The organism is Ignavibacteriales bacterium (assembly GCA_016700155.1).
Classification (GTDB): Bacteria; Bacteroidota; Ignavibacteria; order Ignavibacteriales; family Ignavibacteriaceae.
Map to the genome: position 1 here is coordinate 1,386,278 of CP065001.1, position 23,125 is coordinate 1,409,402.

A 23,125-nucleotide genomic window follows, 5' to 3' on the forward strand; every position below is an offset into this window, starting at 1 on the left:
TTGAATGAAAACTGTTTCTGATATTTGAATATAATAATCAGGTATACGTAAAAAAATAAAAATTTCTTGATTAACTAATCAGCATTAAGCATATTCATAGCCGTTCTCAACAATTAACAAAACCTTTAGGAGGGTGCTATGTTAAAGTTCGCGGGTGTATTTTGTTTATTTGTTATTATGATCTCAGCCACTGTTACAGCACAACAATGGAGTGCTGAACAGACTGACGTCTGGAAAGGTGTTCAGGCTTACTGGGACGCAGGAACTTCCGGAAATGTTTCTGCTATGATGGAATACTGGGATGATTCTTATTACGGCTGGTCCTATAACAACGAAGCTCCCGGTGTTAAAGCTGATATCACAAAAGCAATGAGCTACTGGTTAAAAAAAGGAAAGGAACAGTTTCATGTTCTTACTCCTGCCAGGATTTGGGTGAATGGTGATTTTGCCTATGTGCATTACTACTACTCACAGGTAATTGAACAAGCTGACGGAACACCAATGACAGAAAAAGGTAGATGGACTGATATACTTATGAAAAAAGGAGGGAAGTGGGTGCTGGTCGGGGATCACGGCGGAGAGATTGATGACGATTAATTAATTTAGTAAGGAAGGCAGTCACTAACGGCTGCCTTCCATTACTTGCAACAATCCTACTTTAACTTAAATTCAGGTATTCTTCCCGGTGTCCACGGTGCATCATACTTTTCAAGATCATCTTCAAGATTATTTATATCAACTGAATGAATCCTTTTAATTCTGTCGAGTACCGGAGGAAATTCTTCTGTTAAAATTTTATAAGCATTTTTTTCATTCATTGTAATAGGGGACGTTGACCTGTTGTGAACATAAACAAGTATTCCAAGTCTTTCATTGAATGTCGGAGGTGAAGGCGGTGTTTCTTCAGCGCTGGGTCTGTCTGAGTCACGTCTGAATAAGAGGCTGATATCTTTCAGTTCTTTCTCTATATTTTGAGCACGAAGCATCAGGTCAGGCGGGGCGAGTGGTGTACTCAACAATGCTATTTTAATTGCTTCAATTCTTTTCAGCAGATCATTTAAGAAATTCTCACTACCTCTTACAGTACGTAACATTTCATTAGCCTGTTTCTGGAATGCAACAAGTTCTTCTCTTTGTGCAATCGGAAGCGTGGTATTCATAAGCGGTTTTACTTTAAACTCAACGGGACTATCAAGTTCCTTTATTCCTTCTCTGCTTACAAGCGATAGTGATACTCTGTATTTGCCGGGCAGAACAAGCGTACTACTTCTTTGGTCAGCAGTGGGATTAAATTTGTCTCTGTCATTTACAGGATTAACTGAATGATAACTTAAATCCCAAACAATCCTGTTGATTCCTTTGGAAGCAGATTTTGTGAGTTTTCTTACAACACTTCCATTTTCATCTGTAATTGTTAAGATAACGTACGGTGCCTTTTCTTCCTTTTCCAAACGTAGTTCTTCATCAGTCGGCTGATAAATAGGTTCACCTTTTTTGAAAAGTTCTTTCTCTTTATCCTTTCTTATCTTGTTCAATGTTTTTGGAACATCCTTCAGATAAAATGAAATAACCGCACCAAACTCTGGATTAGATGCTTTGTAATAAGTATCTCCCTGACCGTAACGACCGCCCGATTGAATATATGTCAACGCATCTTTCACAGGAAAAAGATGAGCATCTTTTTTTGTCATACTTTCATTCAGATCCCGCAAAGGAGAATAATTATCAAGTATATAAAATCCTCTTCCGAATGTTGCCAGCACAAGATCATGTTCGCGTTTTTGTATTGCAATATCCTTAACTGAAATTGTAGGAATACCGTTCTTCAACTGTGTCCATATTTTTCCGCCGTCAGTGGTAAAGAAAATTCCAAATTCTGTTCCTGCAAAAAGTAAATCAGGATTAATAAAATCCTGTTCAATTGTATGAACGCTTCCATTCAACGGAAGATTTCCGGAGATGGAAGTCCATGATTTGCCTTTGTCATCACTTCGTAACACATAAGGTTTGAAATCATCTCTCTTTAAATTATTGAATGACGCAAACACAATATTTTCATTGAACTTTGAAGGAGCGATATCACTTACATATGTGAACTCTGGTACACCGGGAAAATCAGAAATTTTTCTCCAGGTTTTTGCGTCTTCGGAAACCTGTATCAGTCCGTCATCCGTTCCTGCATACAAAAGATTTTCTTTAACGGGAGACTCGCTTAAAGAAATTATCGTCCCGAAAAGAGAAGTCGATTTATCTTTGGCAACTGCATCAATACTCCAGAATTTTCCCATCACCTGCCACGTATTTCTATCAAGCTGACGTGTAAGGTCATCACTTATTCTTGTCCAGCTATCACCTCTGTCCTCACTTCTGAAAACAAAGTTAGCGGCAACATAAACTCTTTTATTATTGTGCGGGCTAATCAAGAGGGGAGTATCCCAATTCCATTTATATGTCAGTTCACCTTTTAATGGTTCAGGACGAATATCAATTGCTTCACCACTCTTGCGGTCATAACGTACCATGTTTCCGTACTGTGCTTCAGCATAAACTATGTTAGGATTCTCGGGATCGACAGCAGTCCAAAACCCGTCACCACCATTTGTAACGAACCAGTCATTATTAACAATTCCATCGGAACTGATTGTTTGTGAAGGTCCGCCCATGCTGTTATTATCCTGCGTACCGCCGTAGACATAATAGAATGGATAGCTGTTATCAACATTAACCCTGTAAAACTGGGTGATGGGAAGATTCTCTTTAAAATCGAAACTGGCACCGCAATCAAACGATTCATAAATGCCGCCGTCACCTCCAATCATGAAATGATCGGGGTTACCGGGATTAATCCACATAGCGTGATCATCAACATGCCTGTTCTTTGAGTTGATGGGCTTCCATGTTTTACCGGCATCAAGTGAAACTTTTGATACAACCTCTAACGAATAAATCTTATCCACATTTTTAGGGTCGCACACAATTTCATTAAAGTATTGTCCGGAAGAAGTATAATCACTCATCTTTTCCCATGTAGCACCACGGTTCACCGATCTGAAAAAACCACCTTTATCTTCAGCCGCTTCAAGAATAATATAAAGGACATCCGGATTAACAGGAGAGACAACTATATCCATTCCGCCTAAATCAACTTTAGGTAAACCGCTCATTATCTTATCCCAGTTCTCACCACCATCAACAGATTTATAAACTGCAGTTTCGGGTCCGCCGCCGATTTTTGTGAATACATGTCTTCTTCGTTGTTCAGAAGTTGCGTACATCACGTCAGGATTTCTTGGATCGAATGCGAGGTTGTTAACCCCGGTATGCTCACTGATATCTAAAACCTTTTTCCATGTTTTTCCGCCGTCAACAGTTTTGTATAATCCTCTCTCACCACCGGGTCCCCATGCCGAGCCTTCAGCAGCGACAAAAACTATATTCGAATTTCTTGGGTCAATAATAATTTCACCAATCTGCCGGGATTCTTTTAATCCCATATTTTTCCATGACTTTCCGCCATCAACAGATTTATAAACACCGTCACCATACCCTAAGGCTCTCTGATGATTATTTTCACCAGTACCAGCCCAGACAACAAACGGGTTGTTAGGATCAAGTGCCAGGCAGCCGATTGAGTAAGATCCGTGATTATCAAATATCGGTTCGAAGGTAGTGCCTGCATTATTTGTTTTCCAGATGTTACCGCTTGCAACAGCAACGTAATACTCACTGAAATTATTCGGATTAACAGCAAAGTCTGCAATTCTGCCTGAACAGAAAGCAGGACCTATGTTCCGCCATTTCAATCCGCCTACCAGATCTGAAAGCGATGAATCTTTTTTCTCATCATCATTTTGAGCAAATGAAATTGAACCGGCAGCAACTACCAGTAAAAACAGTATCGGAAATATTTTTTTCATAATTACCCGGGAAATATTAAATGTGAAATTAATTAAGTGCATTTTTATGTATGAATTTTTGATTGTTTATTTTTTTGCAAATCTAATGATGATTCACAAATCATACTATAAAAAAATGATTTATGGTTATGATTACCTCAATTTTTCTTCATTCAATATTGGATAAAGTAAAAGGGACAAACTTATATGACTTCACTTAAACCGGGCGATCTGGTTTTATTCTCTCATACAAGGTTTTTTGACAAACTCGTGAGGTGGTTCACAAACTCCGAGTTTTCTCATGCCGGAATCGTATATGAAATAGGAGAAAAATATATTTTAGTAGGAGAAGCGTGGGGAACCGGTTTTGATATACGCAAAAGAAGAGTAAAGGAAATATACTCCTGTCGCGTCCGAAGATCTTCAATTGATCTTGTTGATGTGTTGCCTGTGATTAAAAAGTATGTCGGTTCACCTTATGATAAACTGAACATTTTTGGATTAGTGTTTTATAAATACTTTAGGATAAAGTTTTTTGAAACATCCGCTAATAATCTTACCTGCAGTGAGGCTTCGGCAAGATTTTTTTATGACTCAAGTAACAAAGGAATTAATTTCGAAAAGGAATTCAGCAAACCATATGATTACATAACCCCCGCTGATCTTAGTCTGTCAAACCAGCTTTACGACCTTGACATTCACCTTTGATTATTGAATATCCCAGATGCTTGCATCGACTTTTAACTGTGAAAGTTTTTTCCCTGCATCCATGAAAATTGAAACGGGCACTGAAACTACCAGTTCAATACCATTGGAGTCAGCGTATTTTGAGAGTGCTTTTAATGTAATATCTTTTCCTTCAGACGTGAGTGTTGCGGACGTCTCAACTTCAACAATATAATTTTTACCGCTTTTAACTGCTGTTGCATCGGGCAGATATGGTTCATTTAAACCGTTGAGAATAATAGGCTCAACCTTTTCAGATTCTGAAAGCATGGATTTAATATTGGAAAAGTAATTATTCTTAAGGCGTTCTAACACCTTTTGAAGTAGTTCATCATGTTCATTCATTTTTACCTCTCAAAAGACTGGTTGATTAAACACAAGCCGAATATAAAAATTGGCTGCAAAAAAATCTTTCAGAATTTAAACTTTAAAAAAAGCCGGATGATAAATCACCCGGCTCCCAAATTCCCTGTTGCTAATGTATCAGAATTGCATAGCCTTACTTGAAGGGACAAGGAATTTGATGGGTAAAATTTTTCAGATTAAAATGCCACCAAAGTTAATTGCTATGTTCATGATATTTACTCATTAGTACGTTTTCCACCAAACCAACAAGTGCTTTTTTCTCAAATGGCTTAGAGAGGTAATAATCAAATCCTTCAGCCAGAAGTCTTGATTCATCTCCTGACATAGCAAATGCAGTAATTGCAACTATTGGAACATCACGGTAATTATCATTAAGCCTGATACGCTTTGCAGCCTCTATCCCATTTATTCCGGCACCTAGATTTATATCCATCAAGATAAGTGAGTATTGCTGGCTAATGGACATTTCCACGGCTGCTAATCCGCTTGCAGCATGATCAAGTTTACAAACATTTCTTAGATAAATAGTCGTCAGTTCTTTATTGAGAACGTCATCTTCGACAAGGAGGATTATTTCATTTTGAGTTGAAGTCTTAACCTGCTGTTTTTCAAGTACTAGCATTTCCATATTCATTACGCTCATTTTTCGTTTGACACACTTTATTATCGGATTTTTTGTCCAAAAGTTGAGCAAATGAATGAAAATTTAGTGAATCAAAAGGAAGGGGAGGCGGGCAAAATAAAATAGGGGAGACTAATTGATGAAATTTGCAATCTTTCTCAATAGCTGGTCCTTTGTTACCGGTTTAGATATATAATCATCCATCCCTGCATTTATTATCTTTCTCTTATCATCTTCCATAGCATATGCTGTTACAGCTATGATTGGAATGTTTTTATAAAGCTGATCCTCTTTTAACTGCATCGCAAGTTCAACACCGTCGAATGGTCGTTGAAGATTAATATCCATAAGAATAAGATCGATCTGATTGGACTGAAGCATGTTTACGGCATCTTCTTTGTTTTTTGCGCCAAGAACTTTGTACACATCAAATAGCAGCACTTCAACAAGTTCATAAGCATCAATAAGATCTTCTACATAGAGGATATTTTTTCGTTCTGTTAATTGCATAAAAAAATCAATTTATTGATAAAGTGGAATTTTGATTGTAACAGTAGTACCTAGATTCTTCTTACTCTGTATTGAAATTTGTCCTTCCATGAGTTCAATATATCGCTTAGTCAGTGCCAGACCAAGTCCGCTGCCTTCATATTTTCTGTTCCATCCCATGTTTTCCTGGCTGAATGTTTCGAAAAGATGTTTTTGATATTCTTCACTCATACCTATTCCTTCATCCGCAATTTTACAGATACCGAATTGATGATTCCGTTCAATAGTAATTTTTATTGTACCCTTATCACTATACTTGATTGCATTGTTTAAAACATTGGTAAGTACTCCATTTAAACAATACTCATCTGCACGCACATAAAAATCAGGATCGGGCAAATCACTTTTTACAGATAAACCTTTATCGTCAGCGAGTATTTTACAGATGTTCAGAGTATCAACTACTGATTTACCGATAAAAATCCTGGTTAGATTAACCGAAAATTCATTGGCTTCAATACGTGAAAGATCAAGGATAGCCGAGATTGTTGTTAAAAGCCGCTTACCTGCTTCTTCAACATAAGTAAAATATTTTTGAATGTTTGCCGCACTCTTTGAAAAAAATATCTCCTTCAAAACATAATTGAACCCGAGTATTGCATTCAAAGGGGTTCTTATTTCATGAGACATTGCTGCGAGAAAACCTGACTTCAGCCTGTTGGCTTCTTCAGCTTTTTCTTTTGCTTTGATTAATTCCGCCTCAGCTTTTTTTCGTTCGGTTATATCCCGCGTAGTTCCCTGGATGCCGGCAGGTTTTCCTTTTTCATCTTTAAGCAACGATGCATGAATTTCTACCGGTACTAAGTTTCCGTTTTTGTGAAAAAGTTCGCTTTCAAGAATAACACCTCTGTTAAAATCATTAGCTTGAACAGTTCTGATTATAATATCTTTTAATCTATCAAGCTGCTGCTTAGTTGTTAACTGCGCCAGACTGGTGTTGATGTGTTCTTCAGGAGTGTAACCCAGTGTTGTGGTGATGGCAGGATTTACATATCTGATGAACAAGTCCATATCCATTTGCCACATAATATCAAGTGTATTATCCGCAATAAACCTGTATTTCTTCTCACTTTCATCAATGGCTTTTTGTGCCTGTTTGAAATCAGTCATATCCCTGGCTATAGCGTAAAATACTTTTTTACCCGGTGATGAAGTCCCATTCCACATAAACCATTTGTAATTTCCATCTTTGCAGACGATCCTGTTTTCCAAAGAAAACTTTTCAAGTCCGTTTGAAATATGTTCAAGTAGTTGCCTGGTCGCCTGTTTATCATCTTCATAAACAAGTTCAATTAACTGTCTGGATAAAAGCTCAGTAATACTATAACCGGTTACGATTTCCCATGCAGGATTTAATTGCAGCAGTCTTCCGTTGAAGTCCGAAATACAAATCAGATCATAAGTAAGGTTAAAGATTCTGTCCCGTTCTTCCTTCGATTTTTTATGAAGCCGGTGAGATTCTGCCTCGCGAAGTTCACGTTCAATTGCAGTGATTAGTCTTGTAAGATTACCTTTCATTATATAGTCGTTTGCACCTGCCCGCATCATGGAAACGGCAAGTTCTTCTCCAATGGTTCCGGAAACAATAATGAAAGGAGTGTCAATACCGGCGTTCCGTGTGATCTTAAGTGCTTCACTGCCGCTGAAATGAGGCATTGCATAATCCGAAATGATTATATCCCATTCAACGCGATTTAGTTCTCTTCTAAAATCATCTTCAGTCTGCACTTGTGTATGCTCAAAATTTAACCCGGATTTTTTCAACGTCCGCATCAAGAGCAGTGCATCATCTTCGGAATCTTCAACAAGCAGTAGTTTAATATGTTCTTTCATTATTCCTGATTTCTTTTTACAGGAGGATTTTCATTTAACAGCAGCCAGTAGAGTCCAAGATTCTGAACAGCTTCAACAAATTTATTAAAGTCGACGGGCTTTCTGATATAACTGTTAGCACCAAGTCCATAGCTGGAAAGTATATCCTGTTCTTCTTTGGATGACGTGAGTATAACAACAGGCAGTAAGCGTGTGCTCTCGTTTGACCTGATTCTTTTTAGTGTTTCAAGCCCATCCATTTTGGGAAGTTTTAAATCAAGCAAAACCACGGTAGGCAGTTCATACATATCTCGATTTTCATATTTGTTTTTTGCGAACAGGTAATCGAGCGCCTCTACTCCATCTCCCGCGACGACAAGTTCATTTTTGATGTTGTTCTTTGCCAATGCCCGTTTCGTTAAAACGATATCATCAGGGTTATCTTCAACTAAAAGTATTATTCTTTTTTCCATGGTTCCTCCATGTTGTGCCCCTGTTATTCAGTGAATTGTTTAATAAGTCAATAGTTGTCAGAGCAATTAGAGCGGTCAGAACGCTTATAACTTTATTTACCTGTAAGGTGAGACTTGTTGTGAATGAGAAGAAGCTTTACAGATATGACTCAATATCCATAGCAGCCTGATTGACTATCAGTAACTTAAATAAAATTTCAAATAGCAATAATTATCAGCTAACAACCAATAGAAATTAAATTAAAAAAAAATAAAATTTCAAGTGGGTTTCCATTCAAAGAGAAAAATAAAAAGTACTTCCGCTTCCCTCAGCGCTTTCTGCCCAGATTTTACCTCCGTGTTTTGAAATTATCCTGTGACAAGTTGCCAGGCCGATACCTGTTCCGGGAAATTCATTTAAAGTATGTAATCTTTGAAAAGCGCCAAACAGCCTGTGAGCAAATTTCATATCGAATCCGGCTCCGTTATCTTTGACAAAAAATACTTTTTCTGATTCCTTTAATAATGAACCAAATTCAATTTCAGGAGAGGGAGTTTGTGCAGAATATTTAAATGCATTTCCCAATAGGTTTGTTATCACCAATTCCATTAATCTTGGATCGGCATTTACCTTAAGGTCTTCTTCAATATGAACCTTATAAACTTTTTCTTTATAGTCATTCTGAAGTTCATCAGCTATATGTCGTGCAATTTTACTTAAATCTACTTTTGAACGAACCAGTTCATGTCTTGATACTTTTGAGAGATTCAACAGGTCATCTATTAAGTGAGCCATACGCTGACTTGCGTTTCTGATTCTTCCAAGATAATCTCTTCCCGTTTCATCAAGGATATCATGATAGTCTTCAAATAAAGCCTGGCTGAAACCATCCAGACTTCTTAATGGTGATCGTAAATCATGCGATACTGAATAACTGAATGATTCAAGTTCTTTGTTAACGGATTGTAATTGAATCGTCCGTTCCTCAACCCTGTTCTCAAGTTCTTCGTTCATCTGGATAATTTTTTGTTCATTTAATTTTTGCAATGTAACATCGTTAGCAAGTACCAGTCTTGCTTTCTGCCCGATGTACTCAAGTTGATGTGAATAAATTTCAACAAAAATCTCTGTCTGATCTTTCTTTCGATGTTTCCAGATACCTGCATAACGTGGTCGCTCCTGATTGGAAGAAATGTATTCAGCCAGTCTTTCCCATTCATCCTGCGGACGAATATCCTTTATTGTCATGTTTAGAAATTCTTCCTTTGAATAACCATAATATTCAATTGCTGCATTGTTAACCTGGAGGAACTTTAAACTCTCTTCGGCAAAAATCCACATAGGGAGGGGGTTTGACTCAAATAAAAATTTATACCTGCTTTCGGATTCCTTTAAGTCTTCTTCAGCTTTTAATCGTTTTGTAATATCTCGAAGGATTACGGTGAAATATTTTTTATTACCAACTTCTACCTGTGAAATGGAGGCTTCGATTGGAAAGATTTCTCCGGATGATTTTAATCCATAAATTTTTCCAAGACTCCCCATTGTCCTGTTTGTAACACCGGTCATTCCGAATTTATTTATGTGATGAAAATGTTCGAGCCTGTAGTTTGGTGGTATCAGCATTTCAAGTGATTTGCCAATAACATCATTTTGGTTGTAGCCAAAGATGTCTTCTGCCGTACTGTTGAACAGAGTTATTTTCTGCTCCTCATCCACTGTGATAATAGCATCCATAGCTGAACTGATAATCGACGCAAATTTCTGCTGACTTTCAAGCAGTTGATGTTCTGCAAGTTTACGTTGAGTAATGTTTTGCGTAATAGTCATTCCGCCATAAATAAATCCATGCGAATCGTGCAGTGGTTTTATCTGGATTGTATAAGTAAAATATCCATAGATAAATTCCCTGAAGATCGTTTCGCCATTGAGAGCTCTTTTGTAAAGAGGTATAAGGAGGTTGCGCGTTTCTTCATCAAGAACTTCATACAAAGTTTTACCTTCGAAATCCTCCCGCTTCAGACCAAGACGCGACATCTCAGTACCGTCAGCAATAATAAACCGAAGATCCTTATCGAACAGGTACAGGTTTGTCTCAGGAATATTCGCTGCCAATGACCTGTAATGATTTTCTGATTGTTTTATTTTTTCTTCAGAAATTTTTCTTTCAGAAATATCCCGAACGATGCTGTGATAAAATTTTTTATCACCTTCTTTCAATAAACCCATTGAAACCTCTACAGGAAAGGCGGTGCCGTCTTTTCGCTGATGAGTAGTTTCAAATACAATTCCTTCCGCACTCTCTGCGAGTGCAATCTGGATGTCAAGTTGCTGAGCAGTCAACGGAGTTCTTAACTGCCGGATATTTAGTTTAATAATTTCATCGTATGAATATCCATAGACATCTAGAGCTTTCTTATTTGCCTCAATAATTTGTCCGTTCACATCCCAGAAAAATATGATGTCATTCGCCCTCTGGAATATCATTTCATAATGTTTTTGATATGAAGTTCCGCTTAACGAATTGTTCTCATCTTTGTTTTCATTTTTACTTTTTTTGTTAAACACTCCGAGTATTGTAAATAAGCAGATTGTGAGTAATACAGCGAACGCAAGAGACTGAAAAGTATCTTGGGATACAACTGTGATAAAAAAAGTTAGCGGATAGAATTTAATATCCATAGTTCATTCTTATTGTATTGGGTTGAGTTGTATCTGCTGGTTATAAACTATCTGAATTCAAAATTAAAATCAGAAGAAAAAATCAAACATTCAATTTTTTAAAGCAGCAGATTATTTTTATTGAAGGAGGGAAGGAAGGTTTTTAAAAGCCTTCCTTCGTGCTCTTAGTGTGCATTTATGAGGGTTATTCTATGAAGTCCGGGATACGATCCAGCATAACAAATCCAAGCGGTGTAAGCCACATATTTGATTTGACTATGTTTTCACGTACAAGTTCTTCTCTTTCTTCTGGAGAGAGCGTTTTCACAAAATCTTTAAATTTTAAAGCAACTATATCATAAGGTAAAACAGAAAATCCGTGTATTCCTTCCATCCAGTTTTTTACTTTGATGAAGACCGGGCTTGCATAAGTAATGTTATTTTCAGTTGAATACATACGTAACCTATAATTGAAATTAATCTTAATTCTAAGGCATATTACTTAAACGGGTAATAGCCACTATTATTATCGGATAAAAATCAGAAGAGTTTAGAGGTGTAAATTATTGCTGATTCTGAATAATCAGAAAATCATAATTTGGGGAATGAACGAACAGGAATGGGTTTCAATTTCCGTGTGTGTTGTACCGAGAACTTATAATACCCGAAAGGAAGCTTTTTATAAATGAAGGGCGGTTGAGGAACAAAAATAATTATTCTGTTCAGAATAGAAGAAATACCGGAATATATTTTAATCATAGTTTTATCTGCAAAATTCTTTATGGATATGGTAAGCGTTCATGAAACCTAATTTTCCCGCTTCAATAAAATCTGATTTACTTCCTTCTTCATCACCGTTTGTGCGCTTTAACATTGCCCTGTTGTTAAACGCTTCTGCGAGCTTAGGATTTAATTCAATCGCACGGTCATAGTCTATCTCAGCTCCGGCTATATCATTCAACAAAAGTTTTGTATTTCCTCTTTTGTAAAATGCTTCTGCAAATTTAGGATTGAATTCAATCGCCATATTAAATTCCTGTATGGCACCTTTAAGATCTTTTAATAATTTTTTGCAGTTACCGCGGCTGTAGTGTTCCAACGCCTTTTGATAAGTTACGTTGCCTTTTTTTCCAGTTTGCATGTACAAATCTCCTTTGTGAAAATTGATAACTCTCATTTTACCCCTGGAATAAGTTGTTGATACACTGTAAATTATTTTGAAGCTGAATTAATATTACAACTGGCGTGCCGTATCAATTATTTCCTTTTTGAAAGACATTTTAAGCCTTGTGGAATCAGTTTGGCTCAAGTTAAGACAGGGTATGTAGGGGGTTGCAAATTGAGGCTATTCTGCATTTTTCAAAAGAAAACCGGTAGTTTTTTGATCTTCTACCGGTTCTTAATCGAATTTTAAATAACCAGCTGCTACTTCATCAAACTCATTTTTTTAGTGAAAGTTTTATTCCCAACCTGGAGTTTGTAAAAATATATTCCACTCGGCAAGGAATTATTTACATGATAAACGAGTTGATGAGCACCTGCTTCCTGCCATTCATTAAGAAGAGTTTCTATTTCTTCACCGAGTGAATTATAAACTTTTAAAGTAACATAATCTCCCTGAGGGAGTTCCCAATTGATTGTAGTAGCAGGATTGAAAGGATTAGGATAATTCTGCGATAGTTTAAATTCTCCCGGTAAAGTGGTGACAAGAATTTCATTTGAATATGTAAATGTTCCATCGTAGTCAATTTGTTTAAGCCGATATTTATACACTGTAGAACTGTTAACAAAAAAATCTTCGTATAAGTAGTTGCTTGCCGTTGTACTGTTTCCTTTCCCGCTTATCAATGCAACTGAAGCCCATTCACTACTCTTATTCAATTCCAATCTCTGCAACTCAAATCCGGCATTATTAATTTCCGAAGCAGTAGTCCAGCAAAGAGTGATTTTATTTTTTTCATTCACAGCATAGAATGAAACAAGTTCAACCGGCACAACATTATCTACATCAGATAACGAAGCGAATGTACCGATACCAAGCTTTGCACACTTAAGAAAGTATGGAAAATTAAAATACTGGATCCTGTCACCCGTAGTATGATAACGAGGATTAAAATCTCCGTAGTAATTTTCAATTAATAAAATTGCCTGGTAACTTCTGTTCCAAAATGACGAATGATCACTTGCTGTTAGCCCGGGATTAATTGTTGATTGAACAAGTCCCATCCCGTAAGTATTATTAATTTCTATCATCTTATTTGAAAGTGTCATCGAGGCAGTACGTGTATGAATCTCAGCAACGTTATCATTGTTTCCATCGTAAGCTACCATATCAAAATTCAAAACTCCCTGAATATCCTCCGCATTTCTCCAGGCTGAATCTGCGTATGCTTTACTGCCGATCAACCCCTGTTCTTCTTCATCCCAGAGAGCAAAGATAATTGTGTACTTGGTTGAAACATCATTCATCACTCTTGCGGCTTCAAGCACCAGAGCGGTTCCGCTTGCATTATCATCAGCACCGGGTGCAATAGCTCCATTCGGCATTGAATCAAAGTGCCCGCAAATAATATACTTTTTATCAGGATATGTAGAGCCGGTTTTAACTGCATAAATGTTCTTACCCGTCACTGAAAATGACTGTTCATAAGTCACTAAGCCATAGCCCTGCAGTTTTTCTTTAATGTGTTGTGCTGCAAGATTATTTCCCGGATAATTTTTGTGCCTGGATACAATTGTTTGTGTCACTCCACCTACGATTACAGGAACTTCTCCTGAAAGTTCATTCACAAATTTAGTCAATGAATCAATGTTCACACGATTTATTATTGCCTCAACATCAGGATCAACCTGGGCAATTAAGGAATGACTTAGAAATAAAAATAAAAATAGACTGTAGAGTTGTTTCATAATTCACCTCTGAAGTTTGGAAACGGTATGACGAATCTATGATGTTGCATACAACTATCATTGATTTGATGAATTTTGCGACTGGTAAAAACCAATCCCCTTTATTTATCCGCCTGCATGACAATTAGTGCATAGCAGGTCTTCTATTTGCTCTCCTACATCAACCGGATGCTGGAATTTTAATCCTTTCAGATCTACACGTGTGTTGCCGAAGTTGTCTGTCTGCGAGATGATGGTATGACAACTGTTACAATCATTTGATATAACTTTTCCATCATCACTAACGTGATTACCGTCATGACAACGGAAACAGCCCGGTGTATAAACGTGTGAGATATTATCTGGAAAATGTTTCCAGTCAGCATTCATATAGGGAAAATAATTTCTTGAATATATTTTTTTTACCTGCTCGATATTCGATTCAATTTCATTTTTTCTGTCGCGATAGATCTTCGGATAGTTCGTCATATAGAAGTTATTAATTCCATAACTGATGCTGTCTAAAGCCGCCGTCTTTGTTGTATATCCTTTTTCAAGCGATTGCACAGAAATACTTTTAATAAACGGCAGACTCTTACTCATTTTCCCCTGAGATAAAAATAAGTTAACCATCTTATCAGGCTGGTGATAAATATGAGATGGTCTGTTATGACAATCTATACAATCCATTGTTCTAAGATTATCTGCATTAAAATTCTTCTCATCAAAGTTAACATCCTTTTGCCGGAAAATAGTTTCCTTGCCTTCTTTAGATGTTACCTTTACCCATGGAATTTCAAGCCTGCGTTCATCAGTATAAATGTATGAAATGATATTATCAGGATTAACATGCCAGTGAATGCCTTCTATCGAACCAAGCTCACTTCTGCCGCCGCCGATTTTAATCAGCATACTCAGATTTGATTCGGTATTATCTTCATCCGATAAATAATAAGTGTGATCGACTTTTTTCTCATTGTAAAAGTGTGATGGATTATGACACTGTTCACAAGTTCCTTCTGCGGGTCTTAATTCTTTTACTGGCGTAGGTATTGGTCTGGAATATTTGTTGAACAGAACTGAATAAACCTGGTATGCCCCGGAGAATTTTGATTTAACATACCAGCTTGTTCCCGAACCTATGTGACAGCCAACGCATCCGACCCTGGAATGCGGTGAATCAAGATATGCGGTGTATTCAGGCTCCATCACAGCGTGGCACACAGTTCCGCAGAACTCATCTGTTTCAGTATATTCATACGCTTTAAAACTTCCGAAGGCTGAGAACATCATCAAAATGATTGTGCCTAATGAGAATGTAACAAACATTGCCCGCTTTTTGGGATCGTTCAAATCAAGAACAGGTAATCTTTTTTCTCTTACCTTGCCGGATTTTTCTCTTTTACGTTCCCGGTAAATTCCAAAGGCAATAAGAAGCAGACCAAAAATTAAAATTGAGGGGATAATTATATAAGTGAGAATACCCATATAAGGATTCTCTTCCGAGCTGAAAAAGTCCAGAACAAACAGGAAGAGAATTAAACCAAAACTGATTAAAGAAATTCCGGCGCCGGTAAGAGTTATTGGATTGTAAACATAATGAGGAAATCTGTTTCGCATTTTATTCTCACTAAATAAGGAAAATATATTTTACTAACTCAGACCTGTTAACTGTTGTCTTCTTGTTCCGTATCGGTTGAAGTTTTTTGTCTCTCTTCAGCTTTTTGCTTTTTTATTCTTTCAAGTTCAAGCGGATGTTCTTCAACCATTTCCTCTTCGGTAATTGTTCCTTTAAACCAGGCAAGGCTCATTGGATATATATCAGGATTAAAAATCACAAAATAGAAATGCCAGACAACTATGGCGAGAAAAGCTAACCACGCTTCATAGTAGTGAATTGTTCGTGCAATATCCCAGTCAAGTTTTGAGAAGACACCGATATAATCAATGTAAACCCACATCAACAGACCTGTAAGAGTCATTACAATGGTTCCCCATATCAATGCCCAGTATTCAGCCTTTTCTATATAACTGAAACGGTCAAGCTTTGGTTTTGTTTTTGAAATTCCAAGATTATACTTGGCTACGCCTATAGCATCAATAAGGTCCTGGTATTTTGGGAAAAGATCTTTAATTAATTGTCTTCCTCTTTGAGTAAAAGCCACGTAATAAATATGATAGAGAGAAATTATAACCATAGCAACTGCAGCAATTCTGTGAATCCAGCTCCTGTATTCGACTGCATCAGTGGATATATCACGAATATGACTTACCCACCATGATTCAGGGTAACGAAGCATAAATCCGGTTATCACAAGAATTATAAAGCTAAGTGCCATTGTACCATGTTGTATTCTTTCGCTCAGGTTCATCCTTAAATACAATGAATGTCCATGATGCTCTTCTCTTATCTTACCGCGTTGTTTTAATTTTTTGATCTTTGCTTTTTTAATAAAGTCGAGAAGATTATGGACAAACATTCCGCCTAACACTGAGATCAAAAGAAAAATATATGTCGTAGATATCCAGTAAAGTATCGGTTCATCATCTTCTTCAAGTGTAACGTGGATAGTACCTTCCGTGAAAGTCGTATTCGCACCAGGGTGACAAGAACCGCACGTTTTTACCAGGTTATCTTTATGAACCATAGAGGTCGGGTCAGAAGAAGGTTTTATGTTATGAACGCCGTGACAACTTCCGCAGTTTGCAACAGCAGCAGAGCCGCCGGTCAATGCAAGTCCGTGATATGATTCAGAGAAAGTTTTATACCTGTTTGCTGAAAGTCCGTATTTCTCGGAGAGTTTTACTGATTCGTGGCAGGGCGAACAAATTTCTTTAGAAACATTTTGGAAGGCTACGGGCGCGTTAGGATCATCAGTCTTAAGAATGTTATGCTCACCATGACAGTTTGTACAGGAAGGTGCATCATTATTTCCTTTAAGAACAAACTGACCGTGAATACTTTCATAATACTCTTCTTTAATGGAACTATGACATTTACCACATGTCTCAGGAATGTTCAGCTTATAAACTGTCGAACGTGAATCAGTTCCCTTAATGATCTTATGTGAATCGTGACAATCGGTGCAGCTTGCGGCGTCACCATTTTTGTTATTATGTAACGCAAAGCCGTGAACACTTTTGTCGTAAGCATGAATAAATCCGGCAGACGGCGTGGTCCTTTTTCGTACATCATCGTCATCAAGGTGACACGATAAGCACAATTTTTCCTGTGCAATCTTCTTATCAACCTTGTTGTCGCCAAAAGATGATTTTGTAATTGCAGAGCTGTGACATGTTATACAACTTGGTGCGCCTGTATCACCATTTTTGAAAGCCTCAGAATGATTGGAAAGGCTGTAATGCTCGGAAGCATCCTTATGACATTTGCCGCATGATACTTCAATATTCTGCCTGTTCCATTTACTTTTTGGATTATCAACACGGACTACATCATGAATACCATGACAATTTTTACACGAAGTATCCGGGGTCTTTCCGGTTCCTTTTGATTTGATGATTTGCGGGTGAAACGAATGTTGTGTTAAAGCTTTTTGATGGCAGCCTGAACAGTCTATCTCTTTAATGTTTTCAGCGTGAGGAAGATTTTCAGGATCAAATCCTTTATGACAAGATACACAATTGAGTTTGGCGTGTACAGATGATTTGAGAGCGTCTTCTTTAACGAACAGTGAAATCTCTTTGCCGTTTTTCTCCATCGTTAGTTCATTGTCACTGTGACACATCAGGCAATCATCATTGGATTGTGCTGTTGCAAGAGGAGAGTAAACTAAGCATAAAAGAAAGATCAGGAATACAAAAGGATGATTTGCAATTTTAAACAAATTGTTTCCGGATTGACTTATCAGGTTTGCCTTCATAAAGAGTAAATATTTTTGAAAGGTAATTCTCGTTTAGTTTTTCTATTTCTTTAATGATACAAGCCAACTGACAAGAGCTTTAAGTTCTTCGTCTGTTCCCTTAAAAGCTGTCTTGTGATCTTTACCATCTAATTTTTCTGCTTTCTTTAAGTACTTAGTCAGAAAATCCGCAGTCCTGTTTGAACCTGTTACTGATAAATCAACAGCATCTTTTTTCTTTGAAGTTAATTCAACTGAGTTTACAGAATGACAGCTACCGCATTTTTTTTCAACAAATATTTTTTGACCTTCTGGTTCAGTATTCTGAGCATATGAATACGCGAATCCAAATAACAACACTATCGAAACAACAAACAGTAAGTACATCATCAGATTTTTCATTTTTCAAAACTCCATTTCGGTTTGTCTTTAATACGAATTCGCCTCACAATTACAAAGACAATACCACCTTTTAACCGAAAATATCGCTGATAATATCAACAATTTTTGAGTGAGCTTCTCATCTTTGAGAAGCTAAAAGTTATTATTTCGCAAGATTTAGAATGAAACCGCACCAATTGTTAGTCGGTTATCTGCAATATCCACTTGGAGTTGGGAATCAAGATAGATAAAAATTTATTAAATGTCCTTTAATTTTTTTTATCAAGAGGAACGTCAGACGGATGGAGTCAGTTTGCTTTCAAGTGTAGATAGTTTGGAACTGACTTCATTAAGATCGAATGGTTTATAAAATATAGAATCAACGAAATGACGGATGGATGATTCAGCTTCCTTGCTCTGAGGTTTAAACACATAGGTAAGTATAATCTTCATCGCCGGAGTTATCTTTTTTATTTCCTCTAGAAGATTTTTGGTTTTATCGGAAGGCTCCATATCCAGGATAACTGCATCACAATCAATGAGTGACTTCACGGCACTCACATCATTTGTTACACTTACTTTGTACTTGTCCTGCAAATACATCAGTATACTGTAACACATGCTGAAATCGGGACTATAAAAAACTATTTTCATAACTATTTAAGTAATTTTTCTATATGGCTATGATGAGCCGGTACGGATTTATTCCATTTATGTGCCAACATACTATCCTTAATCAGATTTAGTATTTATTAGCAAAGAGCGAAAAAATCGAAGTGAAATAATTAGAAAGGGGTTATATCGAAAGATGAAACACGTTTTCCATTCTCGTTTCTGAAAATAAAGAGGAGATTATTTATAATCTTTGAGAATAGGGCAAAAAAAAGTGTTTAGAAATTAAGCTTTTATATCAAGCTCTTTTAATTTTCTATATAAGGTAGAAAGACCTACCTGAAGTACTTCAGCAGCTTTTTCTTTGTTGTAATCATTTCCCGCTAAAGCTTTTAAAATGATCTCCCGTTCAAACTTCTTTGTAGATTCTTCCAATGAACCGCTAAGATTGAAGTCAACGGATTCAGCATTCGGACGGAATATCTGGGGAAGATCTTTAAGTGTAATGAATTCTTCTTTGCAGAATATTACTGCCCGTTCAATTATGTTTTCAAGTTCTCGGACTTCACCACGCCAGTCATAATTTATCAGTGCGCGCATCGCCTCACTGTCAATACCTTTAACATTCTTTTTCAAGTCTGTTCTGTATTTGTTCAGGAAGTGATCAGCCAGAAGCGGAATATCTTCTTCACGTTCTTTAAGAGAGGGTAGATTAATATCTATTACGTTTAACCTGTAGTACAGGTCTTCACGGAATCTTCCTGCCTTTACTTCTTCTTTCAGATCCCGGTTTGTTGTAGCAATAAATCTTACATTAACAGGAAGCGATAGAGTTGTACCAACAGGAGTGTATTCTTTTTCCTGCAATGCTCTGAGTAATTTTACCTGTAACTGTGGAGGCATCTCACTTATCTCATCGAGGAATAAAGTACCGCCGTCTGCGGCTTTCATATAACCTTCTTTGTCAGTGATTGCACCGGTGAATGCGCCTTTTTTATGTCCGAATAATTCGCTCTCAATCAGGTTCTCTGAAATAGCACCGCAGTTAACAGCAATGAATGGTTTGTTTTTTCTTCTGCTTTTAAAGTGTAAAGCGCGGGCAACAAGTTCTTTTCCTGTACCGCTGTTCCCGCTTATCAATACTGTTGAATCAGTTTCAGCAACCGTTTGAATCATATCATAAATTTTTTGTATAGCGGTACTTTTACCTACAATATTCTCAAAATCAAAATTGCGTTGTATTTCTTTTTTCAGAATCCTGTTCTCAAGAACAAGATCTTTAACTTCGAATAACCTCTTAACTTTAATTATCAGTTCATCAAATTCAACCGGTTTAAGTATATAGTCGCTTGCACCATTTCTTAATGCAGATATAGCCGTATCTAAAGAACCGAACGCTGTGATTATGATTATGGATGTCTGAATATTCAGCTTCTTGATTTCCTGTAACAGTTCAAGCCCTTTCATTTCAGGCATCTCAAGATCGGTTATAACAAGATCAAATGTCTCTTCGAGTATTTTATCGTAAGCTACTCTTCCGTTCTCAGCTTCCTGAACGTAATAACCTTCCTTCTTTAATATGAAGGAAAGTGATTCACGTATTATATCTTCATCATCAACAACTAAAATTCTTTCTGCCATTATTTTCCCTTTATGGATGTATTGGTAATGTAATGATAAAAGTCGTTCCTTTGTTCATTTGGCTTTTAACTTTTATATCTCCCTGGAAACTTTTTACAATTCCGTAACTGACCCAGAGTCCCAGCCCGGTTCCTTTACCTTCTTTTTTCGTAGTGAAGAATGGTTCAAATACTTTTGCATAATTTTCTTCACTTATACCTTTGCCTGAATCCGAAAAAGTTATTATTACAGTATCTTCAGAAGGATTAATATCTGACCTGGATGAGATACAATGTTTCCGTGCTTCATCAACTTCGGAAATTGCGTCAACGGCGTTTAGGAGAATGTTCACAAAGACCTGCTGTATCTGGTCGGCGATGAGAGGGAGGAGCGGGATCTTTTCATCAAGTTCGAGTTTAAATTCTATATCTTTTGCTTTTGTTCCAACCCTGGTTATCTCAACTGCTTCAATAATATTTTGATTGATGTCGGTCAGTCTTAATTCATAGTTAGATGGTCGGGAAAAATCAACAAGGTCACGTATGATCTTTGAAATCCTTGTGATCTGGCTTTTTACCAATCCAAGTTTTTCATTTATAAAAGGGTCCTGAGTTGAGCGCTGCGCAACCTGTACAAGGGCAGAAATTGATGCAAGCGGATTACCGACTTCGTGAGCAATACCTGCTGCGAGTGTTCCTATACTTTCCATTTTTTGTGTATGGATCAACTGTTTTTCCAAAACCCTTTTTTCGCTAAGGTCTCGGTGAACGCCGAAAAATCCTGTTACTTTTCCTTCACGATCAACGATAGGGGAGATAAGCAGTTGTGTATAGAACGGTTCACCATTCTTCTTTTTATTTTCAACCTCACCAACCCAGACTTTGCCGTCAGTGATTGTCTGCCACATTTTAGACCAGTATCGTTTGGAATTTTTTCCGCTGCCGAAGATACTTGGTTTTTGTCCAAGCAGTTCCTCCTTATTGAATCCGCTGACATGGCAGAACGAAGGATTAACATAAATCATTTTCCCTTCAAGGTCTGTTATCTGGAGCGGATTAACGGTATTCTCGGACACATAGTAAAACCTGAGAAGATCGTCTTCTTTTTTCCATTCTTCTGTTAAATCATGCGCGGTAAGAAAAACAAAATTTGCTTTAGCACTATTTTCCGGAGCTATGAAGAGTAGTTCAACATCATAAAGTGAATTGCCGTTAGTGAACTTTGAAGTTATTCTTTCACTCTTTCCGGTTTCAATACATTTGTTGAATGAGTTTAAAGTTTTATCCTTGTAAGAAGTTTCAAGCAAATCAGAAAATGGTTTTGCACCTTTTCCATTTAACCCAAATTTTGTTGAAGCTGATTGATTCGCTTTTAAGATTTCGCCATCTGATGATATAACGAAAAAGTAATCGACAAAACTATCAAATAGTCTGAAATCGAAATTGTATGTAGGTTGATTCATCCGGTTATACGGCAATTTTAAAAATTATCGTTACAAAAATACTAATTGGGATTTAGTTAAGAAAGTTATAAGATAAAACAGAAAACAAACCTGGTAAAGAAAAAGTTCTATTTATTTGAATTTATTATAAATATCCTTTTGCTTTCATCAATTCTGCGCAAAGAATCGCACCGCCGGCAGCGCCTCTGACTGTGTTATGCGAAAGTATTACAAACTTGTAATCAAGCAGTGTGTCTTTCCTTAATCTGCCGATGGAAACAGCCATGCCTTTATCAATGTTCCTGTGAATACGCGGCTGCGGATATTTTTCATTTTCAAAATAGTAAATAGGATTTAACGGCGCTAAAGGTAAACCAAGAACCTGCGGTTCAGCTTTAAACTTTTTCCACACATCAATTATTTCTTTTTCCGATGTTTGTTTTGTCAACTTAACCTGCACACATTCTGTATGTCCGTCAATAACCTGCACTCTGTTACATTGAGCACTAACTTTTAAATCCAAATCTTTTATTGACGTTGAATTAAGTGAGCCGAAAATTTTTCTTGGCTCTGCTTCCACTTTCGGTTCTTCACCTCCGATAAATGGAATTACATTATCAATACAATCAAGACTCGCAACGCCGGGATAGCCCGCGCCGGAAAGTGCCTGCATCGTTACTACATTCACAGCTTCCAAACCGAAATTGTCCAGCAGAGGTTTAAGAGCAATGACCAATCCAATCACAGAACAGTTGGGATTAGTCACAATACAGCCGCCGTTAAACTTTTGAATTTTTATAAGTTCAAGATGATCACCATTAACTTCGGGGACGAGCAACGGAACATCTATATCCATACGATGATTTTTTGAATTTGATACAACAATGTAACCGGCATTCGCAAAGGCAGTTTCCACTTCACCGGCTACTGAAGAATCAAGTCCGGAAAAAACTAACTTACTTTTTAAATTTGGTTCGCATGCTTTTACTACTAATTCTGAAACTGAATCCGGAATAGATGATGATAAAAACCAGTTCACGGCTTCTTTATATTTCTTACCTGCTGATTTTTCTGAAGCTGCGACTTCGGCAACTTCAAACCAGGGATGATTCGATAACAATTCAATAAACTTTTGACCGACACTTCCTGTTGCACCTAACACACCGACCTGAATTTTTGTATTTGTACTCATCTTTCCTGTTTTCTAATTTAAAAGTGATTTAATTTCGGATGTGAA

The 23,125-nt window shown here is 37.1% G+C and carries 19 protein-coding genes; 2 read left to right on the forward strand and 17 right to left on the reverse strand.

Translation table 11 applies throughout. From position 1 onward, the window contains the following. Positions 1–138 precede the first annotated feature (138 nt). Positions 139–597: a nuclear transport factor 2 family protein gene (locus IPM56_05745; protein QQS37457.1), complete on the forward strand. Its 459-nt coding sequence runs from the start codon at positions 139–141 to the stop codon at positions 595–597. Between the two features lie 56 nt (positions 598–653). Here the strand turns inward: IPM56_05745 and IPM56_05750 are convergent, their stop codons facing one another. Continuing rightward, positions 654–3,917, reverse strand: coding sequence for a glycosyl hydrolase (locus IPM56_05750; GenBank protein ID QQS37458.1), 3,264 nt, complete (start codon positions 3,915–3,917; stop codon positions 654–656). Positions 3,918–4,103: 186 nt separating this feature from the next. Here IPM56_05750 and IPM56_05755 point away from each other — a divergent pair, with 186 nt between their 5' ends. Next, on the forward strand, positions 4,104–4,604 hold the full coding sequence (locus tag IPM56_05755; GenBank protein QQS37459.1) for a hypothetical protein: 501 nt from the start codon (positions 4,104–4,106) through the stop codon (positions 4,602–4,604). On the opposite strand, the gene IPM56_05760 is transcribed toward IPM56_05755, so the two are convergent. From IPM56_05760 to asd, 16 genes are all read right to left on the reverse strand, one after another. Then, positions 4,605–4,967 carry a hypothetical protein gene (locus IPM56_05760; protein ID QQS37460.1) on the reverse strand — a complete coding sequence of 121 codons (363 nt, stop codon included), beginning with the start codon at positions 4,965–4,967 and terminating at the stop codon, positions 4,605–4,607. 214 nt (positions 4,968–5,181) lie between these two features. Continuing rightward, a complete protein-coding gene (locus tag IPM56_05765) occupies positions 5,182–5,616 on the reverse strand; it encodes a response regulator (protein ID QQS37461.1) in 435 nt (144 codons plus the stop codon). Positions 5,617–5,742: 126 nt separating this feature from the next. After that, positions 5,743–6,120 carry a response regulator gene (locus tag IPM56_05770; protein QQS37462.1) on the reverse strand — a complete coding sequence of 126 codons (378 nt, stop codon included), beginning with the start codon at positions 6,118–6,120 and terminating at the stop codon, positions 5,743–5,745. Positions 6,121–6,132: 12 nt separating this feature from the next. After that, a complete protein-coding gene (locus IPM56_05775; protein ID QQS37463.1) occupies positions 6,133–7,992 on the reverse strand; it encodes a PAS domain S-box protein in 1,860 nt (619 codons plus the stop codon). Continuing rightward, positions 7,992–8,444, reverse strand: a complete 453-nt coding sequence (locus tag IPM56_05780) for a response regulator (protein QQS37464.1) — start codon at positions 8,442–8,444, stop codon at positions 7,992–7,994. The genes IPM56_05775 and IPM56_05780 overlap by 1 nt, the downstream gene beginning before the upstream one ends. 274 nt (positions 8,445–8,718) lie before the next feature. Then, the gene (locus IPM56_05785; GenBank protein ID QQS37465.1) at positions 8,719–11,106 is read right to left on the reverse strand and encodes a PAS domain S-box protein; all 2,388 of its coding nucleotides are present in this window, start codon (positions 11,104–11,106) and stop codon (positions 8,719–8,721) included. Between the two features lie 184 nt (positions 11,107–11,290). After that, complete coding sequence (locus tag IPM56_05790) at positions 11,291–11,542, reverse strand: hypothetical protein (GenBank protein QQS37466.1); 252 nt, start codon at positions 11,540–11,542, stop codon at positions 11,291–11,293. A gap of 306 nt (positions 11,543–11,848) precedes the next feature. Beyond that, positions 11,849–12,226 carry a tetratricopeptide repeat protein gene (locus IPM56_05795; protein QQS37467.1) on the reverse strand — a complete coding sequence of 126 codons (378 nt, stop codon included), beginning with the start codon at positions 12,224–12,226 and terminating at the stop codon, positions 11,849–11,851. Positions 12,227–12,510: 284 nt separating this feature from the next. Next, on the reverse strand, positions 12,511–13,995 hold the full coding sequence (locus IPM56_05800) for a M20/M25/M40 family metallo-hydrolase (GenBank protein QQS37468.1): 1,485 nt from the start codon (positions 13,993–13,995) through the stop codon (positions 12,511–12,513). A 105-nt stretch (positions 13,996–14,100) separates the two neighbouring features. Beyond that, a complete protein-coding gene (locus IPM56_05805) occupies positions 14,101–15,594 on the reverse strand; it encodes a NapC/NirT family cytochrome c (GenBank protein ID QQS37469.1) in 1,494 nt (497 codons plus the stop codon). Between the two features lie 47 nt (positions 15,595–15,641). After that, entirely contained in the window at positions 15,642–17,855 is a 2,214-nt protein-coding gene (locus IPM56_05810) for a cytochrome c3 family protein (GenBank protein ID QQS37470.1), read from the reverse strand. A 42-nt stretch (positions 17,856–17,897) separates the two neighbouring features. After that, positions 17,898–18,236, reverse strand: coding sequence for a cytochrome c (locus IPM56_05815; protein QQS37471.1), 339 nt, complete (start codon positions 18,234–18,236; stop codon positions 17,898–17,900). 273 nt (positions 18,237–18,509) lie between these two features. Beyond that, the gene (locus IPM56_05820) at positions 18,510–18,869 is read right to left on the reverse strand and encodes a hypothetical protein (protein ID QQS37472.1); all 360 of its coding nucleotides are present in this window, start codon (positions 18,867–18,869) and stop codon (positions 18,510–18,512) included. A gap of 243 nt (positions 18,870–19,112) precedes the next feature. Continuing rightward, positions 19,113–20,468, reverse strand: coding sequence for a sigma-54-dependent Fis family transcriptional regulator (locus IPM56_05825; GenBank protein QQS37473.1), 1,356 nt, complete (start codon positions 20,466–20,468; stop codon positions 19,113–19,115). A 10-nt stretch (positions 20,469–20,478) separates the two neighbouring features. Then, positions 20,479–21,909, reverse strand: a complete 1,431-nt coding sequence (locus IPM56_05830; protein ID QQS37474.1) for a PAS domain-containing protein — start codon at positions 21,907–21,909, stop codon at positions 20,479–20,481. Positions 21,910–22,033: 124 nt separating this feature from the next. Further along, complete coding sequence (gene asd / locus IPM56_05835) at positions 22,034–23,080, reverse strand: aspartate-semialdehyde dehydrogenase (GenBank protein ID QQS37475.1); 1,047 nt, start codon at positions 23,078–23,080, stop codon at positions 22,034–22,036. Between the last annotated feature and the right edge of the window lie 45 nt (positions 23,081–23,125).

What these genes read in the sequence shown, in the direction of transcription:
- IPM56_05745 (QQS37457.1), top strand. Translation starts at nt 139, where the DNA reads ATGTTAAAGTTCGCGGGTGTATTTTGTTTATTTGTTATTATGATCTCA.
- IPM56_05750 (QQS37458.1), bottom strand. Translation starts at nt 3,917, where the DNA reads ATGAAAAAAATATTTCCGATACTGTTTTTACTGGTAGTTGCTGCCGGT.
- IPM56_05755 (QQS37459.1), top strand. Translation starts at nt 4,104, where the DNA reads ATGACTTCACTTAAACCGGGCGATCTGGTTTTATTCTCTCATACAAGG.
- IPM56_05760 (QQS37460.1), bottom strand. Translation starts at nt 4,967, where the DNA reads ATGAATGAACATGATGAACTACTTCAAAAGGTGTTAGAACGCCTTAAG.
- IPM56_05765 (QQS37461.1), bottom strand. Translation starts at nt 5,616, where the DNA reads ATGGAAATGCTAGTACTTGAAAAACAGCAGGTTAAGACTTCAACTCAA.
- IPM56_05770 (QQS37462.1), bottom strand. Translation starts at nt 6,120, where the DNA reads ATGCAATTAACAGAACGAAAAAATATCCTCTATGTAGAAGATCTTATT.
- IPM56_05775 (QQS37463.1), bottom strand. Translation starts at nt 7,992, where the DNA reads ATGAAAGAACATATTAAACTACTGCTTGTTGAAGATTCCGAAGATGAT.
- IPM56_05780 (QQS37464.1), bottom strand. Translation starts at nt 8,444, where the DNA reads ATGGAAAAAAGAATAATACTTTTAGTTGAAGATAACCCTGATGATATC.
- IPM56_05785 (QQS37465.1), bottom strand. Translation starts at nt 11,106, where the DNA reads ATGGATATTAAATTCTATCCGCTAACTTTTTTTATCACAGTTGTATCC.
- IPM56_05790 (QQS37466.1), bottom strand. Translation starts at nt 11,542, where the DNA reads ATGTATTCAACTGAAAATAACATTACTTATGCAAGCCCGGTCTTCATC.
- IPM56_05795 (QQS37467.1), bottom strand. Translation starts at nt 12,226, where the DNA reads ATGCAAACTGGAAAAAAAGGCAACGTAACTTATCAAAAGGCGTTGGAA.
- IPM56_05800 (QQS37468.1), bottom strand. Translation starts at nt 13,995, where the DNA reads ATGAAACAACTCTACAGTCTATTTTTATTTTTATTTCTAAGTCATTCC.
- IPM56_05805 (QQS37469.1), bottom strand. Translation starts at nt 15,594, where the DNA reads ATGCGAAACAGATTTCCTCATTATGTTTACAATCCAATAACTCTTACC.
- IPM56_05810 (QQS37470.1), bottom strand. Translation starts at nt 17,855, where the DNA reads ATGAAGGCAAACCTGATAAGTCAATCCGGAAACAATTTGTTTAAAATT.
- IPM56_05815 (QQS37471.1), bottom strand. Translation starts at nt 18,236, where the DNA reads ATGAAAAATCTGATGATGTACTTACTGTTTGTTGTTTCGATAGTGTTG.
- IPM56_05820 (QQS37472.1), bottom strand. Translation starts at nt 18,869, where the DNA reads ATGAAAATAGTTTTTTATAGTCCCGATTTCAGCATGTGTTACAGTATA.
- IPM56_05825 (QQS37473.1), bottom strand. Translation starts at nt 20,468, where the DNA reads ATGGCAGAAAGAATTTTAGTTGTTGATGATGAAGATATAATACGTGAA.
- IPM56_05830 (QQS37474.1), bottom strand. Translation starts at nt 21,909, where the DNA reads ATGAATCAACCTACATACAATTTCGATTTCAGACTATTTGATAGTTTT.
- asd (QQS37475.1), bottom strand. Translation starts at nt 23,080, where the DNA reads ATGAGTACAAATACAAAAATTCAGGTCGGTGTGTTAGGTGCAACAGGA.